The sequence below is a fragment of the Streptomyces sp. MBT65 genome, assembly GCF_016612545.1.
In the GTDB taxonomy this organism is placed as follows: Bacteria; Actinomycetota; Actinomycetes; order Streptomycetales; family Streptomycetaceae; genus Streptomyces.
Genome location: NZ_JAENRY010000104.1, coordinates 24,635 through 46,901 on the forward strand (window position 1 = coordinate 24,635; position 22,267 = coordinate 46,901).

Here is a 22,267-nt window from a genome sequence, read left to right on the forward strand (position 1 = left end):
CTGACCCAGCGGCGCTTCGGCGATTGTTCGGAGGTTCCCCGGTCGGGCGTCCGGTGGTGGACTCGGACGAACCTACCGGCCCCCTGCGCCCAACTGTCAACAGCCGCCTGACCTGTGCTTTCCTCATCAACTGGCTGGTCAGGGCAGAGGATGCGCAGGTCGCGCGACGGGGCGTCGGGCGCGGATCGGGGGCGCGCCACCCCGGGAGATCACTCGCCCGGCCGTACGAACACCGTTCGTCCGCCCACGACGGTCCGCAGACAGACCGGGAGCTCGCCGCCCGGGGTCAGGTCGGGCAGTCCGGGTGTGCCGGAGCGCGGGTCGGTCGACCAGCGCGCGACCCGGTCGTCGGGCGCCTGCACCACCAGGGCGTCGGTCCGCCAGACGGCGTAGTCGGCGGGCGCGCCCGGCACCAGGACACCCGCGTCGTCCCGTCCTACGGCCCGCCAGCCGCCCCGCGTATGCGCGGTGAACGCGGCCCGCACGGAGACGCGGTGTTCAGCCGTCCGGTGGAAGGCGGCGGCGCGGACCGTCCCCCAGGGGTCCACCGGGGTGACCGGGCTGTCCGAGCCGAAGGCGAGTGGCACACCGGCCCGCAGCAGGGCCGCGAAGGGGTTCAGGGCACGCGCCCGCTCCCGGCCCAGCCGCTGGGCGTACATGCCCTCCTCGCCGCCCCACAGCGCGTCGAAGGCGGGCTGCACGGAGGCGGTCAGGCCCAGTTCGGCGAAGGCCGCGATGGTCTCCGGGGTGAGCATCTCGGCGTGTTCGACCCGGTGCCGGGCGGCGCGGACGCGGCCCAGGCCGACCTTCTCCGCGGCTGCACGGACGCCGTCGACCACCGAGGTCACGGCGGCGTCCCCGATGGCGTGGAAGCCCGCCTGGAGCCCCGCCTCGGTGCAGGCGACGACATGGGCGGCGACGGCGTCCGCGTCGAGGTAGGCGATACCGGTGTGTCCGGCATCGCTGTACGCCTGATGCAGGCAGGCGGTGTGCGAGCCGATGGAACCGTCGACGAAGAGGTCCCCGGCCGCTCCTACGGCGCCCAGCTCCCGCGCCTTCGCCACGTCCTGCTCGGCCCAGTAGCCGACGACCCGCGGCCCGGGCTCCTCCGCTGCGAGCCGCAGCAGACCCGTGAAGTCGTCCTCGGAGGAGATGTCGGGCCCGGCGCACTCGTGGACCGAACCGACACCCAGAGAAGCCGCGTGGGCCAGGGCGGTGCGCTGGGCCTCGACGCGCTGTTCCGGAGTGATGGCGGCGAGCGCGGTGGCGCGTACGGCGTGATGGGCGTCGGCGGTGAGGGGGCCGTCCGGCGCCTCGAAGCCGGGGACCAGGTCGATCAGGGCAGTGGTGACGACCGCCGAGTGGACGTCGATGCGGGAGAGGTAGAGCGGGCGTCCACCGGTCGCCGTGTCGAGTTCGGCGCGGGTCGGCGGGCGGCCCCCCGGCCAGCGGGCGGCGTCCCAGCCGTGGCCCAGCAGCACCCGGTCGGCCGGGCGAGCGGCGGCGAAGTCCCGGACGAGGGACAGGGCCGCCTCCAGGGAGGGCGCATCGGACAGGTCGAGGCCGGTGAGCGCGAGGCCGGTGGCGGTGGTGTGCACGTGTGCGTCGGTGAACGCCGGGGTGACCAGTCCGCCGTCCAGGTCGACCACCTCGTCGACACCGTCCGCGAAGGCGTCGGCGGCACCTTCGGAGCCGACCCAGGCGACCTGGCCGCGCTCGACGACCATCGCGGTCGCGAACGGGTCGGCGGGGCTGTGGACTTCGCCGCGGCGGAGCAGGACGGTGGTCGGTTCGGGGGTGCGCTCACTCATGGGGAACAGTCTCGCGCCTCGCCGGCGCCGCCCCGCACGCAGGTCGGTCAGATGCGCGGCGGGCGGGCCTCGTACGGCGTCGACAGCACCACGGTGGTCCGCGTCGAGACGCCCGCCAGGCCGCGCAGCCGGGCCAGCAGCTCCTCCAGTTCGTGCGGGGTGGAGACCCGCACCTTGAGGATGTAGTTCTCGTCGCCCGCGACGCTGTGGCAGGCCTCGATCTCGGGGACGTCGGAGAGGCGGTCCGCGATGTCGTCGGGGGCGCTGGGGTCGAACGGTTTCACCGAGATGAAGGCGGTCATGGGCAGGCCCACCGCCTCCGGGTCGACGACCGCGGCATACCCGCGGATGACGCCACGCTGCTCCAGCCGGCGCACCCGTTGGTGCACGGCCGACGTGGACAGGCCCGTGGCCTTGCCCAGGTCTGTGTAGCTCATCCGCCCGTCCTTGACGAGCAGCTGCACGATTTGTCGGTCCAGCTCCTCCATGGCGCAAGAACTTACATGGCGGCTGATCTCCTCCGATAGCTCAGCGGCGCAGGTCATACCCGGTTCGTGATGTTGCCGGGAGTGGCCTGTGCGTCAGCCGTGGACAAATCCGCCGCCGCGGGCATCTGCGAGCGGCATGTGACGAACGCCACAGGTCTCGAACGGTCTCCGTGATGGTCTCGTGATTACCGCGGAGACGGGACGGGAAGTGCTTGCTGTGGTCGAGGCCGCAGCGCCTTCACGGCCCAGCCCAGTAGGGGGAGAAACCCATGCAGAGTGTCAAGCGCCCTGGACGCACCGCGCCCAAGCGGCCGCAGCTCGTCGTCGAGTTCGATCCGGAGGGCCTCGATTCCGAGGGTCCCGACGGCTTCGAGGCCGATGAACCCGACGCGTACGACACCTTCGAGATGTACCGGGTGATCTGCCCGGACTGCGTGCAGCCCATCGCGCTCCTCGCGGACGAGGAGGTCCTGCCGGAGCACGCGCTGTGCGCCTCGCCGTGGAACCCGTTCGGGCTGACGGTCTGCGCCGGTACGGGGCGCGAGGCGGCCGACGCCCGTTCCGCCGACGAGTCCGCGGACCCTCAGGAGCAGGACACCGCCCTGCTGTTGACGCTCCCTCAGGGCCTCGACTGGCGGACCCAGCCCTTCTCGCACGTCGGCGGCCCCAGCTCGCGCCCGATCCGGGTGCCCGACATGCGCCGCGCCGCCTGAGCGCACTCGCTCAACCCCAGTAGCTGCCCTGCACCATGGCCCGCAGGCTGCCGTGGTGCAGGATCAGTGTGTCCGGGTCCGCCGGGACGGCCACCTCCCCGAAGTGCGCCTGCCGATAGGCGACGCGCAGCATCACGATCGCGTGCCGCAGGGCGGCGTACAGGGTGTAGAAGTCCATGTCGCGCGGGGTGTGGCCGGTGAGTTCGGCGTACCGGGCCTCCACCCGGTCCCGGCGGAAGAACTCCGGCAGACCGCGCTGCCCGAAGGCGACCGTCAGGTCCTGGAAGAAGCGGTGCAGATAGACGGTCCAGCCGAGGTCCACCTCGCGCGGGGCCAGGGCCGCCATCTCCCAGTCGAGGACGGCTACGGGGTCGAACCCGTCGTAGACGACGTTCCCGATGCGCGCGTCGCCCCAGTTGAGCACCGTCTCGCCCGGGTCGGCCGGCCAGAGTTCGGTGAGCCGGTCGAAGGCGCTCTCGATGAGGGGTGAGCGGGCGAGCCCGTCAACGACCCATTCGTAGTAGGCACGTTGGGACGCGACATGGCGGTGGAGGGCGTCGCCGTCGCCCGGAAGGGTGAGGAACTCGGCCTCCCCCAGCGGGACCTGGTCGTGCAGGCGGGCTATCAGTCCGATCGAGGCAGCCTCCAGATGCCCGCGCTCCGCTTCGGTCGCCGCGTGCAGCCAATTGCCCTCGTACGTATAGGGCATGACGTCCGGCGGTACGCGTCCCTCGGCTCGCTCCATGACGAAGAACGGCGCGCCGAGCGGGCCGGGATCCTCCTCCAGCCAGCGCACCTCCGGCACCGGCAGATCCGTCCGGTCGGCGACCAGGCGCATGGTGCGGTACTGGCGCGGGATGTCGTAGACCGGGAAGACGGTGTACGCCGCCGGGTCGGCCGCGAGTCTCAACGCGCAGGCGCGGAGCGGGTGTTCGGGGTGGTCGATGTCGAAGAGCAGGGTCTCGCTGGACATGCCGTTCGACGCGGGGACCCGGATGTCGACGGCCTTGGCGCCGGGCAGCCGGGTGTCGAGCCAGGCGGTGAGGCGGTGGGCGAGTTCCTCGGGGTCGCGGGTGGTGGTGCGGGGGCGGGGTGCCGTGGCCATGTGTCAACTCCCTTGCGATGCCGCCGAGATGGCGTCTCTTCTCGCGTGCGCTGCCTTCCGGACGTCGCCCCGGCTCCGGTGCGCCGCCACCGGGACGCCGTCCCGACTCCGGCACGCCGCCGCCATCCGGACGCCGACCCAACTACCCTCCGGCGCCATCCGGGCTCCGCCTCAACTCCCCTACGGCGCGACCGAGTCGAAGCCCGTGAAGCCGCTCGGGTCGTGGCGGCCGAAGGAGCCGTGTTCGAAGATGCCGTGGCCGATCTGACCGTCCAGACGGAAGCGGGCCGCGTGGTCGGTGACCCCGTAGGCGGCGAGCGGAGCGGGCTGGGTGAGGTCGTAGGTGCGGCGGTCGAGCCACTCGCGGCCGCGCCAGGTGCCGTGCTGCCAGTCGTCGGCGGGTGGGTAGCCGGCGCCGATCGCCAGCGGTGAGGAGGTCAGGATCTCGACCTCGAGTTCCTGCGGCTTGCGGGTGTCGCCGAGGTGGACGATGGCGCGCTCGGGGTGGCGGGTGCCGGGGCGGTAGGTGATCTCGGCCTGGGGCCAGCCGAGTTGGCGGTCGCGGTGGCCGGGGCGGACGACGGTCGCCTCGTTCAGGGTGCGGTGACCGTCGGCGTCCTCCTGGACGATCACCATGAGGAAGCGGTCCTCGAAGCGGACCGGGCACCAGATCCAGTGGAAGCCCTCGGTCGGGTGATCCTCGGCGAGCCGGCCGCCCTCCTCGCCGGGGATGGGCCGCACGCCCCAACTGCGGTCCCGGGTACCGGTCCAGCCGTCGGCCGTGACCCGGAACTCCTCGTCACCCGCGCGGATCACCCCCTCCACCCCGCCCGCCTGGACGAACCGGCGCCCTTCGAGGGTGAGCCGGTCACCGCGGTACTGGACGTGGTGGGGTTCCCAGAGGGCCGGGAACTCGGCCGTCCACGTCAGGTCGTACGAGAGGGAGTTGTCCTCACAGCGCAGGCGCAGCCTGTGCAGTGGTTCCTGCACCTCGATGCGCAGCGGGCCCACGGCGAGGTGCATGCGGTCGTCGCCGAGGGCGTCCGAGGCGCGGACCGCGTGCAGGGTGTCGCCGGTGCGGAGGGTCGCGTAGGCGTCGATCACTCCGACGTTGGGGTAGACGCCGAGTCCGAGGATGAGCAGGGCGCGGCCCTCGTGGTCGAGGACGTGGAAGATGCAGCGGTCGTAGGCGTTCCGGTCGCCGGTCGCGACGTGCTTCATCGACAGGGGGACCTGGTGCACGGGGTACTCGTCGAGGGGCACGGGACGGTCGTCTGCCACGGCTAACCTCCCCTGGGGACAGTGGAGGTGACGGTACGTCAGGTCAGGTGCGGTAGCCAGACCCGCGACCTGTACGCCGGTGAACTCACGCTCGATTTCCCGCGCCGGTGACCTGGGGAAGCGTCCTCGCGTTGCCCCGGTATGACCCCCACATATGCGCCGACCGGGCGTCAGCGCCGGATCTTCGTCCCCGTACCGGCAGAATCGGTTCCGCCTGCGCCGCCGCAGCCTCAGGATCCGCCCATCTACCGTGATCTCATGCGGAGTTGGGCCGACCGGGGCCGCGCCCTGCCGGGGCGTCACGACCCGGAGTGGGCGCGGCTGGCGGCGCCGCCGCTGGGCCTGTCCGGCGGGTCGGGCCGGAGGGAGTCGACGGCGCCCGATCGGCACTGGTGAGCGGGGCGCGGAGCATGCGGCCGCGGGGCGGAGGAGACATCGACCTCAGCGGCTGCCGCGAGACGCTGTCGCCGGGAGAGCCCTGAGGAGCATCCGGGTCCGCGCCCTTGGGGCGCGCGATGTGGAGGCGTGGTCCGTAGGCCGCCGCGAGGCCGAGCGCGTTCCCGGCGTGACAAGGCCCCCTCCCGCCCCGTGCGGCCGGGGGTGCGCTCCGCCCGGCGCCCGCAGCACGAACCACCGGGCGGAGCCCCGGCGTCAGCCGGTTCGGTGGGCTTCCGGACCCGCCAGGTGGCGGGCGATGACCATGCGCTGGATCTGGTTGGTGCCCTCGACGATCTGCAGGACCTTGGCCTCGCGCATGTAGCGCTCGACCGGGAAGTCCGCGGTATAGCCGTAGCCGCCGAGGATCTGGACGGCGTCGATGGTGGCCTTCATCGCGGTGTCGGTGCAGTGCAGCTTGGCCATCGCGGCCTGTTTCGCGAACGGGCGCCCCGCGTCGCGCAGTCGGGCCGCCGCGAGGTAGAGCGCGCGGCCCGCCTCGATCTGGGTGGCCATGTCGGCGAGCATGAAGCGCAGGCCCTGGAAGTCGGAGATCGGGCGCCCGAACTGCTGCCGGCCGCTCGCGTACGCCACCGCCTCGTCCAGCGCGGACTGGGCCAGGCCGATCGCGCAGGCCGCGATGCCGAGCCGGCCGGAGTCCAGCGCGGACAGGGCGATCGCGAAGCCCTGGCCCTCCTCGCCGAGGCGCCGCTCATCGGGGACACGGACGCCGTCGAAGTGGACCTGGGCGGTGGGCGAGCCCTTCATGCCCATCTTCTTCTCCGGGACCGCGCCGCTCAGACCGGGCGCGTCACCAGGCACCAGGAAGGCGCTGATCCCGCGCGGGCCGTCCTCGCCGGTGCGGGCCATGACCGTGTAGAAGTCGGCGATACCGCCGTGCGTGATCCAGGCCTTGGTGCCGTCGATCACCCAGTCCTCGCCGTCGCGGACCGCCTTGGTGCGCAGGGAGGCCGCGTCCGAGCCGGAGGCCGGTTCGGAGAGGCAGTAGGCGCCGAGCAGTCCGCCGCCGAGCATCGCGGGCAGGTGCTCGACCTGCTGCTGCTTGGTGCCGTAGTTCGCCAGCGCGTGGCAGGACAGCGAGTGGACGCTGACGCCGAGGCCGACGGTGAGGCGGGCCGCCGCGAGCTCTTCGAGCACCTGGAGGTAGACCTCGTAGGGCTGGTCGCCGCCGCCGTATTCCGAGTCGTACGGCAGGCCGAGCAGTCCGGTCTCGGAGAGCAGGGTGAAGATCTCGCGCGGGAAGTGTCCGGCGTCCTCTTCCTCGGCCGCTCTCGGGGCGATCTCGCGCTGCGCGATGTCGCGGGCCAGCGAGATCAGATCCCGGGCCTCGTCCGTGGGCAGTTGCCGGTCCACCGGTTGCGGGGCGCGGTCGGGCATGGCGACGCTCTCCTCCCTGTCGGGCACTTCGGCGGGCGTACGCCTTGGGTCGAGGCGACGTCGCCGGGTACCGCACGGATGCGGCCGCTGTTCCGCTCCCGGGTCTCGGAAGCGGCTGACCAGCGGCTCTGCGCTGTGAGTATGCCCGATCGGAGGTCTCTCGTCACCAGTTAACGACCGCTTACTTCAAGAATAGCCCGGTCGTCCGGAACGAGGCGGGACGGTTGATTCAGCCGTCCCGGCGGGCCGGCTTCGGCGCCGGGTAGGAGGGGTCGAGTTCCTCGATGGCGCGCAGGGTGCCGCCGAGGGTCTTCACGAGGATCTCGCGCATCGTCTCGCGGGAGAGGTCGGAGGTGCTGATCCACTCCAGGGTCGCGCCCTCGACGCTGCACACCCAGCCGAAGAGGCCCATGCGCGCGATCCGGGAGATGTCGGTACGGCCGTAGGCCCCTTCGGCGATGGTCGCGACGATCGCCGCGCGCACCCCGTCGCGGATGGCGTGCACCTCGGTGTCGAAGCCGACGCCGCCGCTCACGATCGTGCGGTACGCGGCCTGGTTGTGCTCGGCCCAGCGCAGATAGCTGTCCATCGTCCGCTGCACGCGGTCCAGTTGGGGCAGTTCGAGGCCGCTCGCCGCGAAGGTCACCAGGTCGGCGACCGAGTCGTTGATGATCGCCAGGTAGTAGCCGCGCTTGGACTGGAAGTAGTAGTAGATCAGCCCCTTGGCGACATGGGCCTGGCGCGCGATGTCGTCCATGGACAGTGCGTCGTAGGACGTGTCGGCGAACAACTTCCGGCCAATGGTGATGAGTTCGGCGCGGCGCGCCAAGGAACGCTCGGTACCGCGCGCCCGAGGACGTGCGACGTCACGCTGCTGACTGATTTCCAATTTCGACTCTGGCTCTCCAACTGGGCTGGGTCAACCGCAGTATGGCAGGTCGAGTATGCGTCAGGTCACAGCAGGCCGATTTGGGTCACGAGCATCGCGATCACCACGACGAGGGCCCAGCCCATGATGTGCTCGGCGATCTTCGGGCCGTCGCTCCTGGGGCCGCCGGTGCGGGTACGGGCGCGGGCGGACGTGGCTGAGTGTGCGGTCATGGTGGCTCGCAGAGGTCGGATGTGTGGTGGACTCCCCCCTTCTGTCCACCTTGCCATCCCTGTCGTCTTTTGCGCCGGAGACCTTGGTCACAGGGCACCTCGGTCACAGGACACCTCGGTCTCCGGGTCAGGGGTCAGCGCACGCCCACCGCCGCGAGTGCCTCGCGCTGGGCGGCGGTCGGGTGCGCCGGGAAGTAGAGGTAACAGACGCCGCCGGTACCGGAGGCGACCTTGCCGGCGGCGTTGTACCGCTTGGTGCGCAGCCAGATGTTCTCGAACTCGCGCCGGTCGTAGACGCGGCGGACGGCCGGATCGCTGGGCGAGTTGGGGTCGTTGGCGATCACGTCGCCGTCGGCGGTGAAGCCGATCACCGTCATCAGGTGGCCGGAGGTGCCGTAGCCCGCGCCGGTCAGCTCGTTGCTCAGGAACGACTGTGACGTTATGGCCGGGATGCCCGCCGCGATCAGTGTCTCCAGGTCGGTGAGCGAGCCGAGCCGGGTGATCACGCCCTGGAGGTCCTTGTACGTGGCCGCGTAGGCGGCGTTGAACGGCCAGTTGCCGCAGCCCTTGTACTGGTGGTCGTAGGTGAAGCGGGCCGCGTTGTCGACCTGCGGGTCCGCGTAGCTCGGGTCGACCCAGGCGAGTTGCCCGGGGGTGAGTCGGCCGCCCCAGTACTCGATGATCATCTGCGAGGAGGTGGGGCTGCACCAGGCCTCGCCGCCGTTGTCGTACTCGGGGTACTGGCCGACGTGGATCTCCTGCGAGTAGCGCGGGACGGTCAACTCCCTTGCCAGGGCGGGAGTCGAGGCCGGGACGGTGAAACGGTCCGGGACGTCGGAGCCCATCGCGCCGAGCCGCCACACGGTGGGGGTGACCTTGGTGCCGGGCTTGCGGTAGAGCGTCAGACGCAGTCGGTACGACGCGAGGCGCAGCCCCGTGGTCGCGTCGTCGATCGCGAAGGTGTCCGTCCAGATCGTGGACTTCCCGTCCGTCTGGTCGTCGACGGAGGTCCGCTTGATGTCCTGGTCGCCGGCCGCCCAGCGGCCCATCACGTACCAGGGGGTGTCCGTGCCGTCGGAGTACGTGCCGCGCAGTTCGACCTGGATCCAGGTGCCGGCGGGGGTGTGGGCGTTCCAGGAGGCGATGGTCTCCGTCGCGGGGATAGAGAGCCTGTGGACGGGGGACGTCCAGGTCGCGTACTCCCAGGCCGCGGTCCGGCCGGTGTGCGGGTCCGTGTAGTCCACACTGCCGAGGGCGGCGCCGATCGCCAGGCCCGGGCGGGAGCCCGCCACGGCGCGGGTGCCCTGGGCGGTGCCGAGGCACCAGTCGGCGTAGGTCGTCCACGCGTGGTAGTCGACCTGACCGGTCGGGGCCCCGTCCGTCTCGGCGGGCCCGGCGGGCACACCGGCGGTGTCGGCGGCCGCGGGGACCGCGCCGCTCACCACCGCGGCGGCGACCGCGGCTGCCAGGAGGGTCCTGCGCGAGGGCTGTTCGGCCCGTCGGGACGGCTGTTCGGCTCTGCTCATGGGCGGAAGACCCCCGGGTGTTCCGAGTAGGGACAGATCCAGTGCACGGCTGTGCGCCCACTATGGGCACGGACAGCACGTCCCTGCCAGCACTTCGGGCCGCGCCACACCCACCAATATTGGTCTCGACCACTGGCATGACCTGGGAGGGGAGCCATCGCTCCCTAGACTGCCCTGGCACCCTCCGGCCTCATCCACGACCTTTCGGGACCAGTCATGCACGACCTCGCCCACCGGCTCCGCCGACTCCCGCCGTCCTGCGGCCCGGTCCGGATCGTCGCCGTCGACGGGCACGCCGGGTCCGGGAAGTCCACGTTCACCGGACAGTTGGCGAAGGCCCTCGACGGCGCCCCCGTCCTGCACCTGGACGACCTCGCCACCCACGAGGAACTGTTCGGCTGGACCGAGCGGCTACTGACCCAGGTGATCACCCCGCTCGGCCGCGGCGAGACCGCCCACTACTTCCCCTACGACTGGCACGCCCGCCACTTCGGACCTCCCCGCGCGCTGCCGCCCGCGCCCGTGGTCCTCGTCGAGGGGGTCGGTGCCGGGCGCCGGGCGCTGCGCCCGTTCCTGGCGGGGCTGTTGTGGATGGAGTTCCCCCGCGAGGAGGCCTGGGCGCGGGGTCGGTCGCGGGACGGGGCGGAGCAGCGGGACTTCTGGGACGGCTGGGTCGAGGCGGAACGCGAACACTTCGCCAAAGACCCTTCGCGCCCCCATGCGGACTTCCTGGTACGGCAGTTGAGGGAGGGGTACGAGGTGCTCACGGGGCCCTCAGGGACGGTTGGACCGGACCACGGAGTGACCCACGGTGACGGACCGCCCGCAGTGTGCTGAACTTGTGAAGACCCTTCCGCCCGAACTTCCGTGAGTGCCTCAACTCGGCTTGACCCAGGGGCCGTACAGGTCTTACGTTCTGAATGTGCGGCCGGTTCGAAGCCGCCCAGAGTCGCGAAGCCCCCGGTTGTTCCCCCGTGATCGGGGGCTTCGTTCTGCTCCCAGCCCGTTTTCCGGCCATTACGAGCCGTGATTTGCTCACCCTGGGTCACCGTCCGGAGTGCGCCCCATCTGCTCCCACCTCGCCAAACGGCCTGTGCGGCACCCTTCGATGGGCGACTGCCCCGCAGGTACGATGCCCAGGGTGCGACCGACGGACGGCTGCTTCGCGCACCAGGGCAACTCCCGTCCGCGGCACAGCGGTTCGACCCAGACTGCCGACGGGCGCCGGCCCGGCGGCGAATCAACGGGGGCACGGTTTGTGGGGGGACGTGATGGACTTCGGCACGCAGGGCCCCGAGGCCCCGGCCGACCTCGCGTGGCTGCGAGGCGTGGACGCCTACACGATGGGCGCTTATCCGCAGGCGGAGGAGGAGTTCCGCAACGCGGTACGGATGGATCCCGGGATGGCCGACGGCTGGCTCGGACTGCACGCGCTGCGCGTCGAGACGACGACCGCGCTGCTGCGGATGTACCGGCACCGGGAACGCTTCGGGGAACAGCGCACCAGGCACCGCCGTACGCTCAACTCCTGGTACTGGCTGGGCTGGTGGGTCCAGCCCGTGCTGGAGAGCCCGCGTGATCTGCTGCTCGCGCACGCCTCGCACTGGCTGGACGGCCGCCATGTGCCCGAGCTGGACCGGGCGTTGGCCGGGCTGCCGCCCGTGGACACCGACCACCAGGTCCGCTTCCTGCACGCGTGCCGCGCCTATCTGGTCAAGGACTGGGAGCAGTTGGTCCGGCACACCGACCCGCTGATCAACGACCAACTCCTCGGCATCGAGGCCGGGTTGTTCGGCGGGATGGCCCGGGTCCGGCTGGAGATGTACGGCCAGGCCGAGCCGCTCCTGTCCTCCGCGCTGATGCGCTGCCGCAGCGAGCAGCCCCAGCGCAAGGAGTTGCGGTACTGGTTGGCGCGGGCCCATGAGGGCACCGGGCGCAGTGCCGCCGCGCTGCCCCTGTACCGGGCGGTGCACCGGGTCGACCCCGCGTTCATGGACACCTCGGCGCGGCTCGCCGCGATCACCGACTCCGACGGGTACGACGGCGCCGAGGACGTGACCGACCTCGCGGCGATCACGCTCTCCGGCGGGCAGGACGCGCTGGAGGGGCCGGACGGGCTCGATCCGCTGTTCGGCGCGGAGGGGCGCGACCTGAAGCTGTCGGAGCCCGGTCTTCCGCCGACCGGGCCGCTGCCCTCCGCGGCCGACTCCGTGCGCGAGAAGACCGCGAATCCCGTCCTGCCGCTGCCGACCGGGCCCACCGACCCCGTCCTGCTGGAGGAGGCGCTCAACGAGCTGGAGCGCATGGTGGGGCTGGAGCCCGTGAAGCGCCAAGTCAAGGCGCTCTCCGCCCAGTTGAACATGGCACGGCTGCGGGCCGGGCAGGGGCTGCCGGTCCAGCCGCCGAAGCGGCACTTCGTCTTCTCCGGGCCCTCGGGCACCGGCAAGACCACCGTGGCCCGCATTCTGGGGCGGGTCTTCTACGCCCTCGGGCTGCTCGGCGGCGACCATCTCGTCGAGGCGCAGCGGGCCGATCTGGTCGGTGAGTATCTCGGTCAAACGGCCGTGAAGGCGAACGAGTTGATCGATTCCGCGATCGGCGGTGTCCTCTTCGTCGACGAGGCGTACTCGCTCTCCAACTCCGGCTACGGGAAGGGCGACGCGTACGGCGACGAGGCCTTGCAGGTGCTGTTGAAGCGGGCCGAGGACAATCGCGACCACCTCGTGGTGATCCTGGCGGGCTATCCGGAGGGCATGGACCGACTGCTCGCCGCCAACCCCGGGCTGTCGTCCCGGTTCACGACCCGCGTCGACTTTCCCTCGTACCGGCCGCTTGAACTCACCTCCATCGGCGAGGTGTTGGCGGCGGAGAACGGTGACGTGTGGGACGAGGAGGCGTTGGACGAGCTGCGGTCCATCGCCGGGCATGTGGTGGATCAGGGGTGGATCGACGAGCTCGGGAACGGGCGGTTCCTGCGGACGCTGTACGAGAAGAGCTGTGCGTATCGGGATCTGCGGTTGTCGGTGTATCCCGGGATGTTGTCCCGGGATGATCTGTCGACTTTACGGTTGCCGGATCTGATGCAGGCGTATGGCGAGGTGTTGTCGGGACGGGGGCCTGCCGGCGGTTGAGCGGTATGCATGCGGTTGGGAAGGATCTGTTGATTAGCGGTGCGGGTGCGCTGTCGCTGGGTGCGCAGTTCCCCGCGCCCCTAGAGGTGGGGACAGGGAACGTGCGCCAGGCAGGTCCGTCAGCTTGGGACTGTTTCCTTTAGTTCTGCTGTTCTCGGCTGGGCCGGGACCTCTCTGTGGGCCGGGTCAGTTACCTCGCCCACCAGGAGTTCCAGGACGTCCTCCAGAGCCACCAGGCCGAGCACCTTGCCGGAGGCATCCGCCACCTGGGCCAGGTGGGTTGCCGCTCGGCGCATGACCGTGAGGGCGTCGTCCAGGGGGAGTTCGGAGCGGAGGGTCGTCATGGGGCGCCAGATCTGTTGCGGGACCGCCCGTTCGGACTCCTCCAGGTCGAGTACGTCCTTGACGTGGAGGTAGCCCATGAAGGCGCCGGTTTCCGCCGCGATCGGGAAGCGGGAGTAGCCGGTGCGGGCGGTCAGCGCGACGATCTCGCCCGGGGTCACCGAAGGGCTGACCGTGACCAGGTTCTCGCGGCGCAGCAGGACGTCGGTGACCGGGCGGGAGCCCAACTCGAGTGCGTCCTCCAGGCGTTCCTGTTCCTCGGGGTCGAGGAGGCCGGCCTGGCCGGAGTCCTCCACCAGACGGTTGAGCTGTTCGCTGGTGAAGACGGCCTCGACCTCGTCCTTGGGCTCGACGTGGAAGAGCCGCAGGATGGCCTGGGCGACGGCGCCGAGGGCGATGGTGATCGGCTTGCAGACCCGGGCGAAGGCGACCAGGCCGGGGCTCAGCCACATCGCGGCCTTCTCCGGCGCGGCCATCGCGAGGTTCTTCGGGACCATCTCGCCGATGACGAGGTGGAAGAAGACGACCGCGGCGAGCGCGAGGACATAGCCGAGGGGGTGGATCATGCCCTCGGGCAGATGCATCCACTCGAAGACCGGCTCCAGTACGTGCGCGACCGTCGGCTCGGCGACCGCGCCCAGCGTCAACGAGCAGACGGTGATGCCGAATTGGGCCGCCGCCATCATCTGCGGGAGCCGCTCCAGGCCGTAGAGGACCTGGCGGGCGCGGGCGGTGCCGAGGGGTTCGATCTGGCTGCGGCGGACGGAGACGAGGGCGAACTCGGCGCCGACGAAGAAGCCGTTGGCGAGCACCAGGAGTACGGCGAAGAGGAGTTGGAGGACGGTCATCGGGCCGCCTCCATGACGTTCACGGCGGGAGCCGTGCGGACCAGGCGGACGCGTTCGGCGCGGTAGTGGCCGACTTGGCGGACCGACAGGCGCCAGCCGGGGAGTTCGGCCTTGTCGCCGGGGGCGGGGATGCGGCCGAGGAGGTCGGCGACCAGTCCGGCGACGGTCTCGTACGGGCCCTCGGGCACGTCCAGGCCTATGCGCTGGAGGATGTCGACACGGCAGCTGCCGTCCGCGTCCCAGGCCGGCTTGCCGTCCTCCGGTGGCGCCACGGCGAGTTCGGGTACGTCCTGGCCGTCGTGCTCGTCGCGGACCTCGCCGACGAGTTCCTCGACGATGTCCTCCAGGGTGACCACTCCGGCCGTACCGCCGTACTCGTCGACGACGACGGCGATCGGCTGCTCGCTGCGCAGCCGGGCCAACAACGGTTGCACGGGCAGGGTCTCGGGGACCAGCAGCGGGGACTTGGCGATGCTGGTGACGGGGGTGCGGAGTCTGGCGTGCGAGGGCACGGCCAGGGCGTCCTTGAGGTGGACCATGCCGACGATCTCGTCGATCTTCTCGCGGTAGACGGGGAAGCGGGACAGACCCGTGGCCCGGGTCAGGTTGACCACGTCCTCGGCGGTCGCCGACGACTGGAGGGCACTGACCTTCACGCGCGGGGTCATGACGTGCTGCGCGGTCAGCTCGCCCAGCGACAGCGTCCGTACGAAGAGATCGGCGGTGTCCTGCTCCAGCGTGCCGGCCTGCGCCGAGTGCCGGGCCAGGGAGACGAGTTCGCCGGGGGTGCGGGCCGAGGCCAGCTCCTCGGTGGGCTCGACGCCCAGGGCGCGGACGAGGCGGTTGGCGACGGTGTTCAGCGCGGAGATCACCGGGCGGAACAGCCGGGCGAACGCGTGCTGCGGTGCGGCGACGAAGCGTGCGACCTGCAAGGGCCGCGACACCGCCCAGTTCTTGGGCACGAGCTCGCCGATCACCATCTGCACGGCGGAGGCGAGCAGCATGCCGACGACCACGGCGACACCGGAGACGGCGCCCTCGGGGATGCCGATCGCGCTGAACGGGCCGTGCAGCAGTTGTGCCAGGGCCGGTTCGGCGAGCATGCCGACGACCAGGGAGGTGATGGTGATGCCGAGCTGGGTGCCGGAGAGCTGGAAGGACAGCTCCTTGAGCGACTCGACGACCGTGGCGGCCCGTCGGTCGCCCTCGGCGGCGGCCTTCTCGGCCTCGGGACGCTCCACGGTGACGAGCCCGAACTCGGCGGCCACGAAGAAGCCGTTGGCGAGAATCAGCAGGATCGCCGCTCCGAGGAGCAACAAGGGGATGGTCATGCCGCCGCCTCGATATGTCGGGAGGGGGCGGCGCAGGTACTACAGGACGATCCGTCCATCGCTGGAGGGAGTCACTCCTCGGGTCGCAGGGTGCCTCTGAGAACAGGGGGGAACCTCGGTGGCGGAGGCGGGAACGAAAAACGCCACCGACAACAGATTAATCAAGACATGGCCATCTACGGCAGATCCCTCTGGGACCGGTCCTCGGCGAGCGCCCGCAGAGTGCGCGCGTCGGCGATGGCCCGCTCCTTGGCGATGCCCGGCTGGATGCCGAGCACGGGGAGGCTGGTGCCGTCGCTGAGGTTGAGGAAGACCCAGGGGTCGCCGGGCCGCAGATTCACCTGGAGGATCTCCGCCCACTCCAGATGGCGCCTGCTGGCGATGTTCACGACGGTGACACCGGTCTCGTCAGCGACGACCTTCACGCGCGCGAGCAGCGCCAGCACGGCGAAGAGAAGGGCACCGGTGAAGACGAAGCTGAGCTTCTCCCCCGGGCCGAGCTGTTCCAGGAGCAGTGCGACGGTCGTGATGACGACGAAGATCGCGATGCCCGCGGTGAGCAGGACGGCCCGGGTGCGGCCCGGCCGGAACGTGACCGGCAGGGCGGGGAGTTCGGACATGGTCGGCGTGATCCTCGGCCTGTTCCTCGACGTGATCCTTGGCGTGTTCCCGGACGTGTTCCTCAGAGACGGCAGGCGTGGATGGCCGTCGTCAGGATGGCCCGGGCACCGATGTCGTACAGGTCGTCCATGATCCGCTGCGCTTCCTTGGCGGGGACCATCGCGCGGACGGCGACCCAGCCCTCGTTGTGCAGCGGGGAGACGGTCGGGGACTCCAGGCCGGGGGTGAGCGCGACGGCCTTCTCCAACTGCTCGACCCGGCAGTCGTAGTCCATCATCACGTACGTCCGCGCGACCAGGACGCCCTGGAGGCGGCGCAGGAACTGCTGGACCTTGGGCTCGACGGTGTCGTCGGTCTCGGCGCCCGTGCGGCGGATGACGACGGCCTCGGACTTCATGATCGGGTCGCCGAAGACCTCGAGTCCCGCGTTGCGCAAGGACGTTCCGGTCTCGACGACGTCCGCGATGACCTCGGCGACACCGAGTTCGATGGCGGTTTCCACGGCGCCGTCGAGGTGGACGACGGAGGCGTCCACGCCGTTGTCCGCGAGGTACTTGGCGACGATGCCCTCGTACGAGGTGGCGACCGTCTTGCCCTTGAGGTCCGCGAGGGTGCTCGCGGCGCCCGGCTTGGAGGCGAAGCGGAACGTGGAGCGGGCGAAGCCGAGCGGCAGGATCGGCTCGGCGCTCGCGCCGGAGTCGATCAGCAGGTCGCGGCCGGTGATGCCGATGTCGAGGCGGCCGGAGGAGACGTAGATCGCGATGTCGCGGGGGCGGAGGTAGAAGAACTCGACCTCGTTGACCGGGTCGACGATCCGCAGTTCCTTGGACTCCCGGCGCTGCTGGTAGCCGGCCTCATGCAGCATGTCCGCCGCAGGTCCTGACAGGGAACCCTTGTTGGGGACGGCGATGCGCAGCATGAGGTCGGCTTCCTTCGCGTGAAAAGGGGTGAACTGTCGGAAACGGTTCTAAAGGGGTTTTACAGGTGGGCGTAGACGTCGTCCAGCGAGATTCCGCGGGCGACCATCATCACCTGGACGTGGTAGAGCAGCTGCGAGATCTCCTCGGCGGCCGCCTCCTTGCCCTCGTACTCGGCGGCCATCCAGACTTCGGCGGCCTCTTCCACGACCTTCTTGCCGATGGCATGGACGCCCTTGCCGACCAGCTCTGCGGTGCGGGAAGTGGCGGGGTCGCCCGTGGCGGCCTTCTGCTGGAGCTCGGTGAACAGCTCCTCGAACGTCTTATTGGACATGATGCTGTCCACCCTATGGCAAACAATCGTGGGCTTAACGCCACGGTTCAGATACTGAGCGGAGCGTGGCCGCCGTCGCCACGGCCGCCGTCACCGCCTCGTGTCCCTTGTCCTCGTTCGAGCCCTCCAGGCCGGCCCGGTCGAGGGCCTGCTCCTCGGTGTCGCAGGTCAGGACGCCCATGCCGACGGGGACGCCGGTCTCGACCGAGACTTGAGTGAGGCCCTGGACCACGCCCTGGCACACGTACTCGAAGTGCGGGGTGCCGCCCCGGATGACGACGCCGAGGGCGACGATCGCGTCGTAGCCCCGGCCCGCCAACACCTTTGCCACGACCGGGAGTTCCCAGCTGCCGGGGACCCTCAGCAGGGTCGGCTCGTCGATCCCCAGGTCGTGCAGGGCGCGCAGGGCGCCGTCCACCAGACCGTCCATCACCTTTTCGTGCCACTGTGCCGCGATGACGGCGACCCGCAGGTCTCCGACGTTGCGTACGGACAGTTCGGGTGCGCCCTTGCCGCTCACGTTCTCTTGTCTCCTAGAGGTCTGGTAGAGGTCTGGTTACTGGTTGCCGCAGGTGGACACGGGGGCCGCGTCCAGCCAGGGCAGGTCGTGGCCCATGCGGTCCCGCTTGGTGCGCAGGTAGCGGAGGTTGTGCTCGCCCGCTGTCACTGGCATCGGCTCCCGGCCGGTGACCTTGAGGCCGTGCCGGACGAGCGCGTCGGTCTTGTCGGGGTTGTTGGTCATCAGGCGCAGGCTGTGGACGCCGAGGTCCTCCAGGATCTGCGCGCCGGCGCCGTAGTCCCGGGCGTCGGCGGGCAGGCCGAGTTCGAGGTTGGCGTCGAGGGTGTCCCGGCCGCGCTCCTGGAGTTCGTACGCCCGGAGCTTGGAGAGCAGGCCGATGCCGCGCCCCTCGTGTCCGCGCAGGTAGACCACCACTCCCCTGCCCTCCTCCTGGATGCGCTCCAGGGAGGCCTCCAGCTGGGGGCCGCAGTCGCAGCGCAGGGAGTGGAAGACGTCGCCGGTGAGGCACTCGGAGTGGACGCGGACCAGGACGTCCTCGCCGTCGCCGATCTCGCCGTGGACGAGGGCGACGTGCTCGACGCCGTCGACGGTGGAGCGGTAGCCGTAGGCGGTGAACTGGCCGTGGCGGGTCGGGAGTTGGACCTCGGCCTCGCGGCGGACCGTGGGTTCGGCGGTCTGCCGGTAGGCGATCAGGTCCTCGATGGAGATGATCGTGAGGCCGTGCTTGCGGGCGAAGGGGATCAGCTCGGGGAGGCGGAGCATACGGCCGTCCTCACCCGCGATCTCGACGATCGCGCCGGCCGGGCGCAGCCCAGCGAGGCGGGCGAGGTCGACGGCGGCCTCGGTGTGGCCGTTGCGGACCAGCACGCCGCCGGAGCGGGCGCGCAGCGGGAAGATGTGGCCGGGGCGGACCAGGTCGTCGGCATGGGCGCTGCCGCTCGCGAGGACCTGAAGCGTGGTCGCGCGGTCGGAGGCCGAGATACCGGTGGTCACACCGTGAACGCCGGATGCGTCCACGGAGACTGTGAACGCGGTTTTCATGGACTCGGTGTTGTCCTCGACCATCTGCGGGAGCCGGAGCCGGTCCAGCTCTTCGCCCTCCATGGGGGCGCAGATGAGGCCACGGCACTCGCTCATCATGAAGGCGATGATCTCGGGGGTGGCCTTCTCGGCGGCGATGACGAGGTCGCCCTCGTTCTCGCGGTCCTCGTCGTCGACGACCACGACCGGGCGGCCGGCCGCGATGTCGGCGATGGCCTGCTCGACCGGGTCGAGCGAGAAGTCCTCGAAACCGTCGGTGCTGTACAGGATCGGTGCCGCTGTCATGCCGGCGCTCCTTCCAGGACGGGCTGCGGGGCCTTGCGGGAGCGCAGCCACCAGTCGCGCATGCCCCACAGGACGAGTGCGCCGTAGATGACGTAGACGAAGCCGGAGAAGGCGAAGCCGTTGGCGAAGTTGAGGGGGACGCCGACGAGGTCGACGAGGAGCCAGGCGAACCAGAACTCGACCATGCCGCGGGCCTGGGCGTACATCGCGACGATCGTGCCGACGAAGATGTAGGCGTCGGGCCACGGGTCCCAGGAGAGCGAGGGGTACGCCTTGAAGAGGGCGGCCACCGCGACCGTTCCCACGGCGGCCGCGCCGACCAGGATCGCGCGCTCGCGCCAGGTGGCGAAGCGGGGGGTGATGTGGCCGTCGCCGGACTCGCCCTTGCCGCGGTTCCACTGCCACCAGCCGTAGACCGCGACGACCATGACCACGATCTGCTTGCCGGCACTGCCGGAGAGGTGGGCGGTGGCGAAGGCGGCGAACAGGATCACGCCGGAGACGAACTGGGTGGGCCAGCTCCAGATCGAGCGCCGCCAGCCGAAGGCCAGGGCGATCAGGCCGACGACGTTGCCGATCATGTCCGACCACTTGATGTGCTGGTCGAACAGGACGAACGCCTCGGAGTTGAGCCAGTTCACGGGGTCACCTCGCGTGAACCCATCAGCCGCTCCACGTACTTGGCGATGACGTCGACCTCGAGGTTGACCGGGTCGCCGGGCTGCTTGAGGCCGAGGGTGGTCAGGTCGAGGGTGGTGGGGATGAGGCTGACCGTGAAGTAGTCGGGGCCCGCGTCGACGACGGTGAGGCTGATGCCGTCGACGGTGATGGAGCCCTTCTCGACGACGTAGCGCGTGAGGTCGGCCGGGAGGGAGATCTTGACGAGCTCCCAGTTCTCGGACGGCTTGCGCTCCAGCACGGCGCCGGTGCCGTCGACATGGCCCTGCACGATGTGGCCGCCGAGGCGGGCGCCGAGGGCCATCGGGCGTTCGAGGTTGACGCGGGAGCCGACGGCGAGGACGCCGAGGCTGGAGCGGTTCAGGGTCTCGGCCATGACGTCGGCGGTGAACTCGTCACCCTCGTGCTCGACGACGGTGAGACAGACGCCGTTCACGGCGATGGAGTCGCCGTGCTTCGCGCCCTCGGTGACGATGGGGCCGCGCAGACGAAAGCGGGACGCGTCGTCGAGACTCTCGACGGCGGTGACCTCACCCAGCTCTTCGACGATTCCGGTGAACACTTCCCGGGTCCTCCTGCCTCATAGGGCACGGACTCCGGGGCCTGTCGAAGACGACAGAATGAAACGAACGGAAGCACCGAGGGCGACGCCGGACAGAACCCGCCCACGCAGGACGAGCCGATACGGCGGCGCGCACGAATGCCCGCCCGCCGCGCACTGCCTCCCATCCGGACTTTAACCGTCGGTCCAGGAATTCCACCTGGTCAACCGGCCGCTGAACTACACGGACGGGTCGCGGACTGTAACCGCCGGTTCGGACTTTCACCGACCCCGGAGTGCGCTGCTTCTGGTACACGGCCAGTGTGCCACGCCCGGCAAGGGTCCATCCAGGTGAATGGTGTGGGCTGGCTCACAGACGGTGTCGATGGACTTCTCAAGCGGCCCCTACCTGCTGAATCATATGGTCTAGTCCTTTTTGGATCTCCGGAGGGGACACTCCTGGACCGGTCCGGCGGTGGTGACGACGGCCCTTGCCCACCGCCGGGCCACTCAGCGGGCAGCCCCCTGCGGTGGTGGGCGGCCCGGCTTCTGTCAGGCTGGACGCATGACGATCGCCGACGAGTTCGAGGCGCATCGGCCGCGGTTGTTCGGCCTGGCCTATCGCCTGCTCGGTTCCGCCGCCGAGGCGGAGGACACGGTCCAGGACGCGTATCTGCGGTTCGACGCGGCCGAGCGGACCGAGATCGAGTATCCCGGGGCCTGGCTGGCGAAGGTCGTCACCAATCTCTCCCTCACCCGGCTGACCTCGGCCAGGGTCCGCCGCGAGCAGTACGTCGGCACCTGGCTGCCGGAGCCCGTGATCACCGCGGACGGCACCCTCGGCCCCTTCGAGTCGGCCGAGCAGCGGGACGCCGTGTCCATGGCGATGCTGGTCCTGCTGGAGCGCCTCACCCCGGCCGAGCGCGCGGTGTACGTGCTCCGGGAGGCGTTCGCCTACGGCCACCGCGAGATCGCCGGCGTCCTGGACCTCACCGAGGCCAACTCCCGCCAGCTGTACCGGCGAGCGGTCCAACGGGTGGGCGAACCAGACTCCCGCTTCGACGCCGAGCCCGAGCACCAGGAGGAGCTGGTCGCGTCGTTCATCACCGCGGCCCGCGAAGGCGACCTGACCACCCTGGAGAAGGTCCTGGCCACCGACGCGACCTGGTGGGCCGACGGCGGCGGCAGGGCCAACGCGGCCCGCCACCCCGTGGTGAACCCGGAGAAGCTGGGGTTTGTCCGGGGGCAGCTGGCGGGAGTGTAGGGCCGTCAAGAAGCAGCCGGCGCACGGGAGTTGACGACCTCGCGGGGTGCCCCGTCGGCTAGCCGAACAGGTCGTTCCGTGCGCTGTCCTGTGCGGTCAGGAGTGCCCCGCGCAGGACGGCCGCGCCGCCGAGGGCGCTCGGGCGTACCTCTGCGGGGAGGGGGGACATCCTGACGATCCGCTCGGCGACCCGTACGGCGAGTTCGTCCCCGCCGGCCTGGCCGACCTCGCCGCCGAGCACCACGCAACCGGGGTCCAGCAGCGCGACGACGGAGGCGACACCGAGGGCGAGACGATCGGCGAGGGTGTCCAGGAAGCGGGCCGCGGGAGCGGTGTCGGTGGTGAGTCGGGGGTCGCCGCGGGGGGTTGTGTCTCGCGCGGGGGGCGATTGACTGGCGTCGGTGGGCCCGGGGTTGGGGCTGGAACTGCCGGTCCTGGTGTCGCCCGGTGCCCCAACTGCGCCGCCCGCTCCACCAGTTCCAGCCTCCGCATCCCTGGCCCGCACGGCCCGCTCGACCTGCCCGGCACCAGCAGAGGCATCCCCGACAACACCGTC

The 22,267-nt window shown here is 70.6% G+C and carries 23 protein-coding genes and 1 riboswitch; of the genes, 5 read left to right on the plus strand and 18 right to left on the minus strand.

The window, feature by feature from the left end; all coding sequences use genetic code 11:
* Nucleotides 1-209: 209 nt before the first annotated feature.
* Together JHN63_RS23855 and JHN63_RS23860 are read right to left on the minus strand one after the other, a co-directional pair.
* Nucleotides 210-1,811, minus strand: coding sequence for an amidohydrolase (locus JHN63_RS23855; RefSeq protein WP_200683774.1), 1,602 nt, complete (start codon nucleotides 1,809-1,811; stop codon nucleotides 210-212).
* 47 nt (nucleotides 1,812-1,858) lie between these two features.
* Nucleotides 1,859-2,299 carry an Lrp/AsnC family transcriptional regulator gene (locus JHN63_RS23860; RefSeq protein WP_026150833.1) on the minus strand — a complete coding sequence of 147 codons (441 nt, stop codon included), beginning with the start codon at nucleotides 2,297-2,299 and terminating at the stop codon, nucleotides 1,859-1,861.
* A 269-nt stretch (nucleotides 2,300-2,568) separates the two neighbouring features.
* Between JHN63_RS23860 and JHN63_RS23865 the strand changes: the two genes are divergently transcribed.
* Nucleotides 2,569-3,012 carry a hypothetical protein gene (locus JHN63_RS23865; RefSeq protein WP_200683777.1) on the plus strand — a complete coding sequence of 148 codons (444 nt, stop codon included), beginning with the start codon at nucleotides 2,569-2,571 and terminating at the stop codon, nucleotides 3,010-3,012.
* A gap of 10 nt (nucleotides 3,013-3,022) precedes the next feature.
* Here the strand turns inward: JHN63_RS23865 and JHN63_RS23870 are convergent, their stop codons facing one another.
* Nucleotides 3,023-4,117 carry a phosphotransferase family protein gene (locus JHN63_RS23870; RefSeq protein WP_200683779.1) on the minus strand — a complete coding sequence of 365 codons (1,095 nt, stop codon included), beginning with the start codon at nucleotides 4,115-4,117 and terminating at the stop codon, nucleotides 3,023-3,025.
* A gap of 180 nt (nucleotides 4,118-4,297) precedes the next feature.
* Nucleotides 4,298-5,398, minus strand: coding sequence for a hypothetical protein (locus tag JHN63_RS23875; RefSeq protein WP_200683781.1), 1,101 nt, complete (start codon nucleotides 5,396-5,398; stop codon nucleotides 4,298-4,300).
* Nucleotides 5,399-5,656: 258 nt separating this feature from the next.
* Here JHN63_RS23875 and JHN63_RS52935 point away from each other — a divergent pair, with 258 nt between their 5' ends.
* On the plus strand, nucleotides 5,657-5,794 hold the full coding sequence (locus JHN63_RS52935; RefSeq protein ID WP_234477594.1) for a hypothetical protein: 138 nt from the start codon (nucleotides 5,657-5,659) through the stop codon (nucleotides 5,792-5,794).
* A 255-nt stretch (nucleotides 5,795-6,049) separates the two neighbouring features.
* Here JHN63_RS52935 and JHN63_RS23885 read toward each other — a convergent pair whose 3' ends face one another.
* From JHN63_RS23885 to JHN63_RS23900, 4 genes are all read right to left on the minus strand, one after another.
* A complete protein-coding gene (locus JHN63_RS23885) occupies nucleotides 6,050-7,231 on the minus strand; it encodes an acyl-CoA dehydrogenase (RefSeq protein WP_200683828.1) in 1,182 nt (393 codons plus the stop codon).
* A 229-nt stretch (nucleotides 7,232-7,460) separates the two neighbouring features.
* On the minus strand, nucleotides 7,461-8,120 hold the full coding sequence (locus JHN63_RS23890) for a TetR/AcrR family transcriptional regulator (protein WP_200683785.1): 660 nt from the start codon (nucleotides 8,118-8,120) through the stop codon (nucleotides 7,461-7,463).
* 65 nt (nucleotides 8,121-8,185) lie between these two features.
* Nucleotides 8,186-8,332, minus strand: coding sequence for an SCO1431 family membrane protein (locus tag JHN63_RS23895; RefSeq protein WP_200683794.1), 147 nt, complete (start codon nucleotides 8,330-8,332; stop codon nucleotides 8,186-8,188).
* A 134-nt stretch (nucleotides 8,333-8,466) separates the two neighbouring features.
* Complete coding sequence (locus JHN63_RS23900) at nucleotides 8,467-9,858, minus strand: peptidase C39 family protein (protein ID WP_200683797.1); 1,392 nt, start codon at nucleotides 9,856-9,858, stop codon at nucleotides 8,467-8,469.
* A gap of 216 nt (nucleotides 9,859-10,074) precedes the next feature.
* Between JHN63_RS23900 and JHN63_RS23905 the strand changes: the two genes are divergently transcribed.
* On the plus strand, nucleotides 10,075-10,695 hold the full coding sequence (locus JHN63_RS23905) for a uridine kinase (RefSeq protein WP_200683799.1): 621 nt from the start codon (nucleotides 10,075-10,077) through the stop codon (nucleotides 10,693-10,695).
* A gap of 434 nt (nucleotides 10,696-11,129) precedes the next feature.
* A complete protein-coding gene (locus JHN63_RS23910) occupies nucleotides 11,130-12,989 on the plus strand; it encodes an AAA family ATPase (RefSeq protein WP_200683808.1) in 1,860 nt (619 codons plus the stop codon).
* Nucleotides 12,990-13,108: 119 nt separating this feature from the next.
* Here the strand turns inward: JHN63_RS23910 and JHN63_RS23915 are convergent, their stop codons facing one another.
* The 9 genes from JHN63_RS23915 to JHN63_RS23955 form a co-directional block, all read right to left on the minus strand.
* A complete protein-coding gene (locus tag JHN63_RS23915) occupies nucleotides 13,109-14,179 on the minus strand; it encodes a hemolysin family protein (protein ID WP_200683810.1) in 1,071 nt (356 codons plus the stop codon).
* Nucleotides 14,176-15,510: a hemolysin family protein gene (locus JHN63_RS23920; protein WP_200683812.1), complete on the minus strand. Its 1,335-nt coding sequence runs from the start codon at nucleotides 15,508-15,510 to the stop codon at nucleotides 14,176-14,178. Before JHN63_RS23920 ends, JHN63_RS23915 begins: the two co-directional genes overlap by 4 nt.
* A gap of 176 nt (nucleotides 15,511-15,686) precedes the next feature.
* The gene (locus tag JHN63_RS23925; RefSeq protein WP_200683814.1) at nucleotides 15,687-16,130 is read right to left on the minus strand and encodes a PH domain-containing protein; all 444 of its coding nucleotides are present in this window, start codon (nucleotides 16,128-16,130) and stop codon (nucleotides 15,687-15,689) included.
* A 62-nt stretch (nucleotides 16,131-16,192) separates the two neighbouring features.
* Nucleotides 16,193-17,050 carry an ATP phosphoribosyltransferase gene (hisG, locus tag JHN63_RS23930; protein ID WP_200683816.1) on the minus strand — a complete coding sequence of 286 codons (858 nt, stop codon included), beginning with the start codon at nucleotides 17,048-17,050 and terminating at the stop codon, nucleotides 16,193-16,195.
* Nucleotides 17,051-17,109: 59 nt separating this feature from the next.
* The gene (locus JHN63_RS23935; RefSeq protein WP_018534786.1) at nucleotides 17,110-17,382 is read right to left on the minus strand and encodes a phosphoribosyl-ATP diphosphatase; all 273 of its coding nucleotides are present in this window, start codon (nucleotides 17,380-17,382) and stop codon (nucleotides 17,110-17,112) included.
* A gap of 34 nt (nucleotides 17,383-17,416) precedes the next feature.
* A complete protein-coding gene (gene ribH / locus JHN63_RS23940) occupies nucleotides 17,417-17,902 on the minus strand; it encodes a 6,7-dimethyl-8-ribityllumazine synthase (RefSeq protein ID WP_019059681.1) in 486 nt (161 codons plus the stop codon).
* A gap of 36 nt (nucleotides 17,903-17,938) precedes the next feature.
* Nucleotides 17,939-19,228 carry a bifunctional 3,4-dihydroxy-2-butanone-4-phosphate synthase/GTP cyclohydrolase II gene (locus JHN63_RS23945; protein ID WP_200683818.1) on the minus strand — a complete coding sequence of 430 codons (1,290 nt, stop codon included), beginning with the start codon at nucleotides 19,226-19,228 and terminating at the stop codon, nucleotides 17,939-17,941.
* Complete coding sequence (pnuC, locus tag JHN63_RS23950) at nucleotides 19,225-19,869, minus strand: nicotinamide riboside transporter PnuC (RefSeq protein ID WP_200683820.1); 645 nt, start codon at nucleotides 19,867-19,869, stop codon at nucleotides 19,225-19,227. The genes JHN63_RS23945 and pnuC overlap by 4 nt, the downstream gene beginning before the upstream one ends.
* Nucleotides 19,866-20,468, minus strand: a complete 603-nt coding sequence (locus tag JHN63_RS23955; RefSeq protein WP_200683822.1) for a riboflavin synthase — start codon at nucleotides 20,466-20,468, stop codon at nucleotides 19,866-19,868. Before JHN63_RS23955 ends, pnuC begins: the two co-directional genes overlap by 4 nt.
* A 149-nt stretch (nucleotides 20,469-20,617) precedes the next feature.
* Nucleotides 20,618-20,751, minus strand: a riboswitch (FMN riboswitch).
* Nucleotides 20,752-21,012: 261 nt separating this feature from the next.
* Here JHN63_RS23955 and JHN63_RS23960 point away from each other — a divergent pair.
* Nucleotides 21,013-21,711, plus strand: coding sequence for a sigma-70 family RNA polymerase sigma factor (locus tag JHN63_RS23960; protein ID WP_200683824.1), 699 nt, complete (start codon nucleotides 21,013-21,015; stop codon nucleotides 21,709-21,711).
* A gap of 58 nt (nucleotides 21,712-21,769) precedes the next feature.
* On the opposite strand, the gene JHN63_RS52940 is transcribed toward JHN63_RS23960, so the two are convergent.
* On the minus strand, nucleotides 21,770-22,267 hold a 498-nt coding region (locus JHN63_RS52940), incomplete at its 5' end, for an ROK family protein (RefSeq protein WP_234477595.1).